Source organism: Micromonospora sp. NPDC006766 (genome assembly GCF_040636055.1).
In the GTDB taxonomy this organism is placed as follows: domain Bacteria; phylum Actinomycetota; class Actinomycetes; order Mycobacteriales; family Micromonosporaceae; genus Micromonospora.
In genome coordinates, this window is record NZ_JBEYIX010000004.1 from 17,959 (window position 1) to 30,719 (window position 12,761).

Annotated in this window: 10 protein-coding genes; all 10 read right to left on the reverse strand. The window is 72.3% G+C overall.

Going from position 1 to position 12,761, the window contains the following annotated elements; all coding sequences use genetic code 11:
• Nucleotides 1-2: 2 nt before the first annotated feature.
• On the reverse strand, nucleotides 3-3,107 hold the full coding sequence (locus ABZ671_RS07315) for an FAD-binding and (Fe-S)-binding domain-containing protein (protein ID WP_357852690.1): 3,105 nt from the start codon (nucleotides 3,105-3,107) through the stop codon (nucleotides 3-5).
• Complete coding sequence (locus ABZ671_RS07320; protein WP_357852693.1) at nucleotides 3,104-4,870, reverse strand: thiamine pyrophosphate-dependent enzyme; 1,767 nt, start codon at nucleotides 4,868-4,870, stop codon at nucleotides 3,104-3,106. The genes ABZ671_RS07315 and ABZ671_RS07320 overlap by 4 nt, the downstream gene beginning before the upstream one ends.
• A 211-nt stretch (nucleotides 4,871-5,081) precedes the next feature.
• A complete protein-coding gene (locus tag ABZ671_RS07325; protein WP_357852696.1) occupies nucleotides 5,082-6,854 on the reverse strand; it encodes a cytochrome bc complex cytochrome b subunit in 1,773 nt (590 codons plus the stop codon).
• Nucleotides 6,851-7,714, reverse strand: a complete 864-nt coding sequence (locus ABZ671_RS07330) for a Rieske (2Fe-2S) protein (RefSeq protein WP_357852699.1) — start codon at nucleotides 7,712-7,714, stop codon at nucleotides 6,851-6,853. The genes ABZ671_RS07325 and ABZ671_RS07330 overlap by 4 nt, the downstream gene beginning before the upstream one ends.
• Nucleotides 7,711-8,532 carry a c-type cytochrome gene (locus ABZ671_RS07335; RefSeq protein WP_357852702.1) on the reverse strand — a complete coding sequence of 274 codons (822 nt, stop codon included), beginning with the start codon at nucleotides 8,530-8,532 and terminating at the stop codon, nucleotides 7,711-7,713. The genes ABZ671_RS07330 and ABZ671_RS07335 overlap by 4 nt, the downstream gene beginning before the upstream one ends.
• Nucleotides 8,533-8,534: 2 nt before the next feature.
• The gene (locus ABZ671_RS07340) at nucleotides 8,535-8,918 is read right to left on the reverse strand and encodes a c-type cytochrome (protein ID WP_357852705.1); all 384 of its coding nucleotides are present in this window, start codon (nucleotides 8,916-8,918) and stop codon (nucleotides 8,535-8,537) included.
• Nucleotides 8,918-9,808 (reverse strand): cytochrome c oxidase assembly protein, encoded by an 891-nt coding sequence (locus tag ABZ671_RS07345; protein WP_357852708.1) that lies wholly within the window; start codon nucleotides 9,806-9,808, stop codon nucleotides 8,918-8,920. The genes ABZ671_RS07340 and ABZ671_RS07345 overlap by 1 nt, the downstream gene beginning before the upstream one ends.
• On the reverse strand, nucleotides 9,796-10,197 hold the full coding sequence (locus ABZ671_RS07350) for a hypothetical protein (RefSeq protein ID WP_357852711.1): 402 nt from the start codon (nucleotides 10,195-10,197) through the stop codon (nucleotides 9,796-9,798). The genes ABZ671_RS07345 and ABZ671_RS07350 overlap by 13 nt, the downstream gene beginning before the upstream one ends.
• Nucleotides 10,197-10,823 (reverse strand): cytochrome c oxidase subunit 3, encoded by a 627-nt coding sequence (locus tag ABZ671_RS07355; protein WP_357852714.1) that lies wholly within the window; start codon nucleotides 10,821-10,823, stop codon nucleotides 10,197-10,199. The genes ABZ671_RS07350 and ABZ671_RS07355 overlap by 1 nt, the downstream gene beginning before the upstream one ends.
• A gap of 4 nt (nucleotides 10,824-10,827) precedes the next feature.
• On the reverse strand, nucleotides 10,828-12,747 hold the full coding sequence (ctaD, locus tag ABZ671_RS07360; RefSeq protein WP_357852717.1) for a cytochrome c oxidase subunit I: 1,920 nt from the start codon (nucleotides 12,745-12,747) through the stop codon (nucleotides 10,828-10,830).
• Between the last annotated feature and the right edge of the window lie 14 nt (nucleotides 12,748-12,761).

Here is a 12,761-nt window from a genome sequence, read left to right on the forward strand (position 1 = left end):
GGTCACCGTCCCCGCCGGCCCGCCCGTGCGGCGAGCGCGGCCACCGGGGCCAGCGCGGCCAGGCCGACCAGCCCGGCGGCGGCCCATCGGGTGGCCCGCGCCGGCGCTGTGGGCCGCTGGGTCCAGCTCTGCTCGGGTCGCGGCGGCACCGACCCGCCGTGCAGGCCGGCGCGGAGCAGTTCGGCCAGGTGGATCGCGCGGCGGCCGGCCGCTGCGCTCTGCTCGACCTGGGTACGGCAGCTGAAGCCGTCGGCGAGGATGACGTCGGTGTCGGCGGCGTCGCGTACGGCGGGCAGCAGCGCCCGTTCGGCGCACGCCTCGGAGACCTCGTAGTGGCCCTGCTCAAAGCCGAAGTTGCCGGCCAGGCCGCAGCAGCCGGAGTCGAGAAAGTCGGCGTGCACGCCGGCGTCGGTCAGCACCGCCTGGTCGGCGGTGGTGCCCAGGATCGCGTGCTGGTGGCAGTGGGTCTGGATCAGCGCGTGCGCGGGCAGCCGGGGTGGTCGCCAGCCCGGGGTGTGGTCGTGCAGCAGCTCGGCCAGGGTGACGGTCTGCTCGTGCAGCTTGGTGACGTCCTGGTCGTCGGGGAACAGCTCGTGGGCGTCGCCGCGGAACACGGCCGTACAGCTGGGCTCCAGCCCGACCACCCGGGTGCCGGCCCTCAGGTGCGGGCGCAGCACGTCCATGGTCCGCTGGAGCACCCGCTTGGCGACACCGAGCTGGCCGGTGGAGATCCAGGTAAGGCCGCAGCAGACCGGTCGGTCCGGCACGCGTACCCGCCAGCCGGCCGCCTCCAGCACCTCGACCGCGGCCTGCCCGATGGCGGGGTGGAAGCGGTTGGTGAAGGTGTCCGGCCAGAGCAGCACCTCGCCACGGGAGCCGTCCCCGTGGGGTGCCCGGCGGGTGAACCAGCGTTGGAACGAGTCGAGGGCGAAGAGGGGGATGTCGCGGCGCGGGTCGATGCCGGCGACCGCCTTGGCGAGCCGGTTCAGGCCGGGGGCGTGCGCCAGCGCGTTGACGGTGCGGGGCGCGGTCGCGGCCAGCGCGGCGGCCACGGGCAGCCAGCCCATCGAGTAGTGCGATCGGGGGCGTAGCCGGCCCGCGTAGTGGTGGGACAGGAATTCGGCTTTGTAGGTGGCCATGTCCACGTTGACCGGGCAGTCCCGCTTGCAGCCCTTGCAGGCCAGGCAGAGGTCCAGGGCGTCCCGGACGGCGTCGGAGCGCCAGCCGTCGCCGATGACCCCGCCCCGGGCGGTGCCGTCGAGCATCTCGAACAGCAGGCGGGCCCGACCTCGCGTCGAGTGCTCCTCCTCCCGGGTGACCATGTACGACGGGCACATCACCCCGCCGTGCTGCCGCCGGCACTTGCCGACGCCGACGCAGCGCAGCACCGCCCGGCCGAAGCTGCCGGAGTCGTCGGGGTAGCGGAAGTGGGTCGGCACGTCGCCGTGGTTGTAGTCGACGCCCAGACGCAGGTGGCTGTCCAACGGGTAGGGCGGGAGGACCTTGCCCGGGTTCATCCGGTCGTCCGGGTCGAAGATGGCCTTGAACTGGCCGAACGCGCGGATCAGCCGGTCGCCGAACATCTTCGGCAGCAGCTCGCCCCGGGACTGCCCGTCGCCGTGCTCACCGGAGAAAGAGCCGCCGTAGGAGACCACCAGGTCCGAGGCACGCTCGATGAACGAGCGGAACTGGCGTACGCCGTCGGCGGTGGTGAGCCGGAACGGGATCCGGGTGTGCACGCACCCCTGCCCGAAGTGCCCGTACAGGGAGGCCTGTTCGTAGCCGTATTCCTGGTAGAGCCGGTTGAGGTCGCGCAGGTAGTCGCCGAGCCGGTCCGGCGGCACGGCCGAATCCTCCCAGCCCTCCCAGGTGTCCGCCTCGCCCGGCACCCGGGCGGTGGCGCCGAGGCCGGACTCGCGGACCTGCCACATCTGTTTCTCGTGGGCCTCGTCGTCGAAGCGGTGCACGGTCGGCCCGTCCTCGCGGCGTAACGCGTGCAGCATCCGGGCGAGGGTGTCCTCCGCCTCCTCCGGCGTACGGCCCCCCATCTGGACCATCAGCCAGCCGCCGCCCTGCGGGAGCAGGTGCAGGGCGGCAGGGTGCAGGTGCTTGCGTGTCTCGAAGCTGATCAGCTTGTCGTCGAGGCCCTCCAGCGCGATCGGCTGGTGCGGCAGGATGTGCTGCACGTCGTCGGCCGCGGTGGCGATGTCCGGGTAGCCGAGGAAGACCATCACTTTGGCCGGGACCACCGGGACCAGCTTCAGCCGGGCCCGCAGCACGGTGACCAGCGTGTTCTCCGACCCGACCAGCGCCTGCGCCACGTGGAAGTTCTTCTCCGGCAGGAGGCTGTCCAGGTTGTAGCCGGAGACCCGGCGCGGGATGTCCGGGTAGCGGGTGCGGATGTCTCCGGCGTACTCGTCCCGCAGGGCCCGCAGCCGGCGGTAGATCTCGGCCTGCCGGCCGCCCCGGCGCTGGATCTCGGCGTACGCGTCGTCGCTGGTCTCGCCGACCCACATCCGGGTGCCGTCGTAGAGCAGCACCTCCATCTCGACGAGGTTGTCGACGGTCTTGCCGGTGCGCTGCGCCGTCGACCCGCAGGAGTTGTTGCCGATCATCCCGCCGATGGTGCAGTGGTTGTGGGTCGCCGGCTTCGGCCCGAACTCCAACTCGTGCGGGGCCAGCAGCTCGTTGAGCGTGTCCAGCACGATGCCCGGCTCGACCAGGCAGGTCTTCGCCTCCGCGTCCACCTCGAGCAGCCGGTTGCAGTACTTCGACCAGTCGATCACGACGGCGGTGTTGGTGCACTCGCCGGCCAGGCTCGTGCCGCCGCCGCGGGAAAGCACGGGAACGCCCATCCGGCGGCACACCGCGATCGTGGCGACGGCGGCCTCGACGGTACGCGGCACGACCACGCCGAGCGGGATCTGCCGGTAGTTCGAGCCGTCCGTGGAGTAGGCGCCGCGTGAGCCGGCGTCGAACCGGACCTCGCCGTCGACCACCGGGCCCAGCGCCGCGGCCAGGGCGTCGAGGTCGATGTCGGCGGCGGGCGCGGGCGCCCGGAGCACCGGGTCGGGCAGCGCGACCGCCGGTGCGGCGACCCGGGTCACGACCGCAGCTCGTTGATCTTGTCGCGGGCGACGGTCGCCACCGTGGCCGCCTGGTGCGGTTGCCCGCGCAGGAACGCCTCGGTGAAGTGCTTCGCCTGCTCGTAGCGGACCTTGCCGGGCATCGGCGGCTCGTTCGGGTTGACGTCGCAGTCCACCAACGCCGGACCCGGGTGGGCGAGGGCCTCCCGGATCACCCCGGGCAACGCCTTCGGGTCGGTGACCTTCGCGCCGTAGCCGCCGCAGGCCCGGGCCCAGGCGCCGAAGTCCGCCTCCGGCTGCCGGTGCCGCACCGCGTACTCGGGATAGCCGAGGATGATCTGCTCCCAGAGGATCTGCCCGTACGCGTTGTTGTTGTTGATGATCACCTTGATCGGCAGCTCGTGCCGGACGGCGGTGAGGAACTCGGCCATCAGCATGGCGAACCCGCCGTCGCCGACGAAGGCGATCACCTGCCGGCCCGGGTACGCGTGCTGCATGGCAATCGCGTACGGCAGGCCCGGCGCCATGGTGGCCAGGTTCCCCGACAGGTAGAACTCGCGGTTGCCGCGGATGGTCCAGTGCCGGGCCGCCCAGGTGGCGATGGTGCCGGAGTCGCAGGTCAGGATCGCGTCGGAGGTGGCCGCCTCGTCAACGCAGCTGATCAGGTACTGCGGGGCGATCGGGTGGCGCGACGGATCCTGCAGGGCGACCATGTCCGAGCGCCACGCGTCCCGCTCCCGCTGGTACTTGGTCAGGAAGGACCGGTCCGAGCGGGGCTGCAGCATCGGCAGCAGTTGCTGCAACGCCAGCCGGGCGTCGGCGGTGACCGCCGCGTCCAACGGCAGCCGCAGGCCGAGCAGGCTGGCGTCGATGTCGATCTGCACCACCCGGGCCTGCCCCGGCTTCGGCAGGTACTTGCCGTACGGGAAGGAGGTGCCGACCATCAGCAGGGTGTCGCACTCCTCCATCAGCTCCTCGCTCGGCTTGGTGCCGAGCAGGCCGAGGCCGCCGGTGGTGAGCGGGTGGTCGTCGGGCACCACCATCTTGCCGGGCAACGTCTTGACGATCGGGCTGGCCAGGGCCTCCGCCACCGCGATGATCTCGTCGCGGGCGTGCCGGGCGCCCACCCCGACCAGCATGGCCACCTTCTTGCCGGCGTTGAGCACCTCCGCCGCCCGGGCCAGATCGGCCTGCGCCGCCGGCACCGGCGGCTGTGACGCGACCGGGCTGCTCGTCGGCGGCGCGCCCGGGCTGACGTGCCGGTACGGGTCGTCGCCGGCCGCGGCGACCTGCACGTCGTTGGGGAAGGTCAGGTGGGCCACCGTCCGCATGGCCAGGGCGTGGCGGATGGCGATGTCCACCAACCCGGGCATCTGCTGCGGGTTGGTGACCATCAGGTTGTAGGCCGCCACGTCCTGATAGAGCAGCGGGGTGTGCACCTCCTGCTGGTAGTGCGAGCCGAGCACCGAGGTTTCCTGCATGCCGGTGATGGCCAGCACCGGCACGTGGTCGAGCTTGGCGTCGTACAGACCGTTGAGCAGGTGGATGGCCCCCGGGCCGGAGGTGGCGGCGCAGACGCCGATACGACCGGTGGCCTTGGCGTAGCCGGTGGCCATGAAGGCCGCCGCCTCCTCGTGGTGCACGAGCACGAACTTCAACTTCTCCCGCTGCCGGCGGAAACCCTCCATCAGGCCGTTGATGCCGTCGCCGGGCAGGCCGAAGACGGTGTCGACACCCCACGCCACCAGTCGTCGGGCCAGGCTGTCGCCTACGATCTCCTGCACCTCACGCCTCCTGATCTGGGCTGTCGCGCGGCCTGCCGGCAGCGGGCACCGGGGCGGCGGGGCAGAGCCGGGCGTCGGACGGCCCGATGTCCCGCCAGCTACCCGCGTCCTCTGTCGGCAAACCTCCGAACTGGTGGCCTCGGCGGTGAGGTAGCGCAGCACCGCCGTGAGCCCGACCCGGATCAGCTCGGGCGGGTGCCCGATCAGGCATTCATGTCCGTCCGCCCGGCGTGGCCGGCTCGTCCGCCGGCGGCGATTCGGGTTCGGCCGGTTCCGGCGGCTGCGGCCCGCGATCGCCGCCGCGCCGCCGGCGGTCGATGAGGAGGCCGAGCAGCAGCGATCCGGCGGCGGCGGCGTGGCCCCAGCGGCGCAGGGTGGTGCGGACCCGGCCGGGCGGCGGGGGCGGCGGCGGGCCGGGCACCACCACCCGGTCGACCCCGGGGTACGCGAGCCGGGACGCCTCCACCGCCTCCTCCTCCGAGCGCAGCGCCCGGTTGCCGGTGAGCACGACGTGCCCGGCCTCGTCGCGGTAGCGCCACCGCCACAGCCCGCCCTCCGGCCACAGCTCGATCCGCTCCCCCGGCCGGTCCGGGGCGGGCGTCTCGGGTCCGCCCTCGTCCCCGCGCTGGACCGGGGCGGCGCCGCCGGCCCGCCGCAGATCCGCCCGGGTCAGCTCGCCGAGGCTGGCCGCGTCGCCACGCCGCAACGCCCGCGCGATCAGATAGGCGACCAGCCCGGCCAGGAGGGGTAGCACGAGCACCAGCACCCGGAACAGCCCGAGCAGGTCGTAGACGGGCACCCCCAGCAGCCGGGCGAGGATGTCGTCCCCGCCGGCGATCGCGAGCACCGCGAAGAACGTCAACGCGGTGATACCCACCGCCAGCCGGACCGGGTGGTCGCGGGGCCGGTCGAGCAGCTGGTGGGGCCGGCGGTCGCCGGTGCGCCACCGTTCGACGAACGGCCAGGCGTAGAGGGCGAGGAAGGTGACCGCACCGAGCACCACGCCCGGCCAGAACGGCTGCGGCACGAGGTACCCGGCGATCCGGAACTCCCACGGCGGGAACAGGCGCAACGCGCCGTCGCCCCAGACGACGTACCAGTCCGGCTGGGACGGCGAACTGGACTGGGACGGCGCGAACGGGCCGTAGAGCCAGATCGGGTTGATCTGCACCAGGCCACCGAGCGCGAACAGCACCGCCAGCACCCAGGCGAACAGGGCGAGCGAGCGCAACGTGTAGCTCGGCCAGAACCGGGACCCCACCACGTTGTGCTCGGTCCGTCCGGGGCCGGGGAACTGGCTGTGCTTCTGCCGGACCAGGATGCCCAGGTGCAGCGACACGAGGGCGACCAGCACGGCGGGCACCAGCAGCACGTGGGTGATGAACATCCGCGGAATCAGCGCGTCGGAGGGAAACTCGCCGTCGATGGCCAGCGCCACCAGCCACGTCCCGACCAGGGGGATCGACTCCACGACCGAGACGATGATCCGCAGGCCGAGACCGGAGAGCAGGTCGTCCGGCATGGAGTAGCCGGTGAACCCGTTGGCCAGGGCGAGCAGGAACATGGTGAGGCCGATCAGCCAGTTCAGTTCGCGCGGTTTCCGGAACGCCCCGGTGAAGAAGATCCTTATCAGGTGCAGCAGGATCGCCGCGACGAAGAGCAGCGCCGCCCAGTGGTGGGTCTGCCGGATCAGCAGTCCGGCCCGCACGTCCCAGCTCAGCCGGACCGTCGAGACGTACGCGGCGGAGGTGCTGGCGCCGTCCAGCGGCGCGTAGTCGCCGTGGTAGACCCGGTCGGCGGAGCTGGCGTCGAAGAAGAAGGTGAGGTAGACGCCGGTCGCGATCAGCGCGACGAACGAGTAGAGCGCGATCTCGCCCAACATGAACGTCCAGTGGTCGGGAAAGATCTTCGCGAGCGCGCGCCGCGTGATGGGAGAGAGCCGCAGCCGGTCGTCCAGCGCCCGGGCCAGCCGGTCGATGATCACTGCCGCCTCCAGAAGCCGGCACCGGGCGGGCCGGTGAAATCGCCGGTGGCCCGGAGGAACCCGTCCGGGCCGACCTCGAACGGCAGGCCGGGCAGCGGGCGCGCGGCCGGCCCGGCGATCGGGCGCGCGTCGGCCAGCAAATCGAACGAGGACTGGTGGCAGGGGCACAGCACCCGCCCGGTGCCCTTGAGGTAGAGCCGGACCGGGCAGCCGGCGTGGGTGCACAACATCGACCAGACCACCAGGCCGCCGAGGTGACCGCCGGAGGGCGGTCGGGCGAACTGTTGCGGTTCCAGCCGGACCGCGAAGGCGGGTGCGTCTCCGGAGTCGATCGCGCCCTCCGGGAACACCCCGACCACGGTGCCCGCCGGCACGTCCTCGGGCCGCAGCGGGCGGCCCTGATGGTCGACCAGCCGGACCCCGGGGTGCCACGGGGTGGTCGAGAACGCCTCGTTCGGCTGCCGGTGGTTCCAGTGCAGCAGCGAGCGCAGCGGAAACAGCACCGCGACGCCGAGCGTGGTCGCGGCCAGTCCGAGGGCCGCCAGCAGGCCACGCCGCCGGATCGGGCTGTCCGGCGCGGTGAGCGCGGCGGCCGTCATCGCCTGCTCGTCCGGCGGCGGGGTGAAGCCCTCGTGCTCCTCGACGTATCCGCCGACCGGCACAAGGTGCCGCCCCCACTGCGCGAGCCCGACGGCCAGGCCGGCGAAGGCCACCGCCAGGCTGACCCCCTCCCACTGGGGGCCGGCGTTGAGGGCGTACACCACCGCGAAGCCGGCCGCTCCGGCCGCGCTGGCCAGGAAGGCGGTGATGATGCGGCGGCCGGCCGCGCGTTCGGCCGCCGGGGGACGCCGGGCGCTCACTGCCCCGCCCTCCGCCCCATCCACCGGATGGCTCCGACGAGCAGCACCAGCATCACCCCCCAGGCCACCAGTCCTTCGGCGAGCGGGCCGAGTCGCCCGAGTGAGTAGCCGCCCCGGTCCAGCCGTGGGCTGCGCAGCCGCCCCACGTAGGTGGTCAGGTCGTTGACCTGCGCGTCGGTGAGCACCTGGCTCGGGAAGACCGGCATCAGCCCGGGTCCGACCCGGATCGCCTCGGCGACCTGGACGGGTGTGGCGTCGTACAGCGGTGGGGCGATCCACCCGTTGGTCAGCACCGCGCCGGCGCCGGTCGCGCTGTGGCAGGGGGCGCAGTTGGCCGCGAACAGGTCCCGGCCGCGGTTCACGTCTCCGGCCGCCGGGTGGGGGATCTGTGGTCCGCCGCCCCCGAAGCTGGTCACGTGGTCGACCAGCGCGGCGATCTCCTCGGGGGAGAACACCGGCCGGGACCGGCGCGGCGGCTGCGGCTCGGTCTGCACGGCGGGCATCCGGCCGGTGGAGAGTTGGAAGTCCACCGAGGCGGCTCCGACCCCGATCAGGGATGGTCCGCGCTGTGACCCCTCGCCCTGTCTGCCGTGGCAGCTGGCGCAGTTGGCCAGGTAGAGCTGCCCGCCCCGGTCCGCCGCGCCGGGCGCCGCGCCGCTGGCGCTCGCGGTGGGGTTGGGCGACGGGGTGCCGCCGGGGGCGGGCGCGAGGGCCGCCGGACCGGCGGCCAGCAGCAGTGTCGCGCCGAGCGCCAGCGCCCGGCGCGGCCGTGGGTCGAGCCGCCAACCGGGGACTCCGTCGTCTCCTCGTCGTGGCACGGTCAGTCCAGGGTGTAGAGGTAGGCGGCGATGTCCTGGGCGTCGATCTGGTCGATGCCCAGGTTCGGCATGGCGTTGCCCGGCACGACGGCCTGTGGGTCGGAGATCCACCGGCGCAGGTTGTCGTCGCTGTTCGGCAGCTTCCCGGCGATGTAGGAGCGGGCTCCGAAGCGGGTCAGCGGCGGCCCCACCAGGCCGTCGGCCCGGTCGATGCCGGGAATGGTGTGGCACGAACCGCACCCGTACTGGGCGATCAGCTGGGCACCCCGCTCGGGGTGGCCGGCGCGGGTCTGCGGCGGCGGTGGCGGCGGCGACGAGGCGCAGCCACCCGCCGTGACCAGCGCCAGCACCGCCAGGGCCGTGGCCGGAAGCCGTCGACGTCTCATCACAGCGCCCCTTCCCTTTCGGCGTCCGCCGCAGCGGTGGGCCGTTCCGCCGGGCCCGGCCGCCGGCCCTCGGGCCGGGTCTGGTCGAGGCGAATCAGCCACCGTAGGAACAGACCGAGCGACACGAGGATCACGACCGCGTCCATCGGTGCCCACATGAGCAGGCCGGCGAGCTGCTGGTCGGCCAGCGGGTGGGCGCCGAACACCCGCAGCGGGTAGACCGGTTCCGGCGCGAAGGTCAGCACCGCGCCCAGCGCGGAGGCCGGCAGCATGGTGCCCGCCAGCAGCAGCACCGCCACCGGCGCCGGTGGCCGGTGGCGGGCCGCGCCGAGCACCGAAGTCCAGAACCACCAGGACATCGCCACGAAGCACAGGTGTTCGGTGGCGTGCAGGACCGCATGGTCGACCGCAGCCACGTACGCCCCGGGCAGGTGCCAGACCCAGAGCACGACGGTCTGCCCGGCCCCGGCCGCCAGCGCGCCGGTCACCGGCCGGCGGGTCCAGCGCAGGGCCGGGCCGACCCGCCACCGGGCCAGCCGGCGGCGCAGGGCCAGCGGGGTGGCGAGGCTCAGCGGCAGGCCGGCGGCCCCGGCGGCCAGCAGCGGCCCGGTTCCGAGCAGGAACACCATGTGCTGGGTCATGTGCCCGGCGAAGGAGCCCTCGGCGAGTGCGTGCATCGGCCCGTGCTCGGCGGCCAGCACGGTGAGCAGACCGGCCCCGAAGGCGGCCACCCGCCAGGGCGGAACCAGCCGCACCGCCCCGCGCCGCCACAGCTCCTGCACGCCGCGGCCGTAGCCGGCCACCAGCAGGCAGACCAGCACCATGGACGCCATGGTGAGCAGGCCCTCGGCGACCCCGTCCGCCGTCCCGACGGCGTTCACCGCTGGCATACCGGCAGCACCAGGAGGGCGACCCCGCCGAGCACGATGATCGACAGGAAGAGCAGGTTGGCCCAGATGCCGACCGCGGCGAGCAGCCGGGCGCGCCCGTACGCGCCGTCCGGGGCCCCGGCGCGCTGGGCCTGCCGCATCCGGGTCCAGGCGAGCGCGGCGACGGCCAGCGATCCGGCGGCGGCCAGGGCCGGGATGATCACGGCCAGCCCGACCGCCTGCCACAGCGGCAGGGCGGAGATCTCCGCCGAGCCGGCGGCGCAGGTCAGTTCGTCCATGCTCCAGGCCGCCATCAGGTGCACCGCCCAGGCGACGGCGCCGCCGAGCACGCCGTACCAGAGCAGCAGGCCGCCGACCAGGCGGACGCGGGGACCGACCTGGGTGCCCATCACAACCGCGGACTGAGGTAGATGGTGAACAGGACGGCGACCCACACCACGTCGAGGAAGACCCAGAAGATGCCGGCGTTGCGGACCCGGTCGTAGTGCTGGGGGTCGAAGCTGTTGACCAGGGAGGCGGCGAACAACCAGGCGACGAAGGCCAGGCCGCCCAGGACGTGCAGCGAGTGGAACCCGGTGATCAGGTAGTACAACGAGCCGTAGACGTCGGTGGTCGGCGTGAGGATCTTGAGGTCGTCCACGTACTCGGTGCCCTGCACGGTCAGGAAGGTCACCACGAGCACCATCGTGGCCACCAGCCCGGCGCGCAGCCGCCAACGGCGGCCGTACCGGATGCCGCGTACGCCCCAGAACAGCGGGACGCTGCTGAACAGCAGCAGCCCGGTCATGACGAGCGGTCGCGTCAGCTCCGGATTCCCGATCCCGTCCGGCGGCCACTGGGGCCCGACCTGGAAGCGCAGGTAGTAATAGCTGCCCAGCAGGCAGGCGAAGAAGGTGCTCTCGGTGGCGACGAACAGCACCATTCCCCACCAGCCGGTGGAACGGCCCACCGGCTCCTCGGTGCTCAACGCCTCGGCGCCGGTGGCCGCCGCCACGATGCCGCCCCGGTCGGTCATCGCGTCACCCCGTCTTCTCCGCCGGCCGACGCGACGGCCAGAGCCAGACACCCATCGTCACCACCACTGCCACCGCGGCGAAGCCCGCCACCAGCCACCAGGAGAAGAGCATCGAGATGAAGAAGAGCAGCAGCCAGCAGGCGAGGACGAACGGGATGAGGGTGGACTCGGCCATCTCCACCGCGCGCTCGTACCGGGCGTCCAACTCGCTGGTGAACAGCGTCCGCCGTCCCTCGCTGAGGATCCGGTCCTGGGTGGCCCCCGCGCCGATGCTCTCGGCGGTCCGCTCGTCCCAGGTGGGATGCAGGCTGTGCACCTGCGGCAGCACGGGAAAGTTGTACGACTCGGGCGGCGACGTCGTCGTCCACTCCAGGGTGTCGCCGCCCCACGGGTCGCTCGGCGCCGGCCGCCCCCGGCGGATCGCGTGCACCACCCCGATGAGCACCAGCAGCAGCCCCGCCGCCAGCACGTACGCCCCGACGGTGGCGATCAGGTTCCCCACGTCCCAGCCGAGGTCGCCACGGTAGGTGTAGACCCGCCGCGGCATGCCGAACAGCCCGTACAGGTGCATCGGGAAGAAGGTGAGCTGCATGCCGGCCAGCACCAGCCAGAAGGCCCAGCGGCCGAGCCCCTCGTGGTACATCCGGCCGGTCACCTTGGGCAGCCAGTAGTAGAGGCCGGCCAGCATCGGGAAGACCGCGCCGCCGAGGAGCACGTAGTGGAAGTGCGCCACCACGAAGTACGAGTCGGTGACCTGCTGGTCGAACGCGGTCACCGCGAACATCGCGCCGGTGAGGCCGCCGATCAGGAAGGTGAACAAAAAGCCGATGAGGAACAGCAGCGGCACCTTGATCACCAGTCGGCCGAGCGCCATGGTCGCCAGCCAGGCGAAGAACTGAATGCCGGACGGGATGGTGATGATCGTGCTGGCCGCGCTGAAGAAGCTGTAGGACAGCTGGGGCAGGCCGGTGGCGAACATGTGGTGCACCCAGACGCCGAACGAGAGGATCGAGATGGACACGATGGCCAGCACGACCAGCGGGTACGCGACCACGCCGCGCCGGGCGAACGCGGGCAGGACCGAGGACACGATGCCCAGCCCCGGCATCACGATGATGTAGACGTCGGGGTGCCCGAAGATCCAGAACAGGTGCTGCCAGAGCAGCACGTTGCCGCCGGCGGACGGGTCGAAGAAGTGGGTGTCGAACCGGCGGTCGAGGAAGAGCAGCAGGTTGTCCAGGTTCAGCGCGGGCAGGGCGAAGACCACCATGAACGAGGTGGCCACGATCGCCCAGACGAACAGGGGCACCCGGTTGAGCGACATCCCCGGGGCCCGCAGCTTGAGTGCCGTGACGATGAAGTTGATCGCACCGGCGGTGGTGGAAATGCCGAGGAAGAGCAGCCCGAGGTTGTAGACGTCGATGGCGAGGCCGGGTTCGAACGTCAGATTCGTCAGCGGCGCGTAGTTGAACCAGCCGGCGTTGGGTGCCTCCCCGAACGGCACGCTCACCCACATGAACAGCCCGGCGAACAGGAACACCCAGTAGCCGAACGCGTTGAGCCGGGGGAACGCCATGTCCCGCGAGCCGATCATCAGCGGCACGAGGAAGTTGCCGAGACCGAAGAACATCGGGGTGGCGAACAGGAAGATCATCGACGTGCCGTGCATGGTGAACAGCTGGTTGTACTCCTGCGGTGACAGGATGCCCGATTCCGGTGTGGCGAGCTGCGTGCGCATCAGCAGGGCGCTGATCCCGGCGAACACGAAGAACAGGCCGGCGGTGACGATGTAACGGCGGCCGATCTTCTTGTGGTCGACGGTGCTGAACCAGGCCCGGAGCGAGGGCGGCTCACCCCAGTGTTCCTCCAGCCGCGACAGGTCCTCCTGACTGGCGCCGGGCGGTTTCGTGGTCGTCGTGGACATGCTCACACTCCCCC

Coding starts and splice junctions, on each gene's coding strand:
- ABZ671_RS07340 (WP_357852705.1), bottom strand. CDS start 8,918: ATGAGACGTCGACGGCTTCCGGCCACGGCCCTGGCGGTGCTGGCGCTG.
- ABZ671_RS07345 (WP_357852708.1), bottom strand. CDS start 9,808: ATGCCAGCGGTGAACGCCGTCGGGACGGCGGACGGGGTCGCCGAGGGC.
- ABZ671_RS07350 (WP_357852711.1), bottom strand. CDS start 10,197: ATGGGCACCCAGGTCGGTCCCCGCGTCCGCCTGGTCGGCGGCCTGCTG.
- ABZ671_RS07355 (WP_357852714.1), bottom strand. CDS start 10,823: ATGACCGACCGGGGCGGCATCGTGGCGGCGGCCACCGGCGCCGAGGCG.
- ctaD (WP_357852717.1), bottom strand. CDS start 12,747: ATGTCCACGACGACCACGAAACCGCCCGGCGCCAGTCAGGAGGACCTG.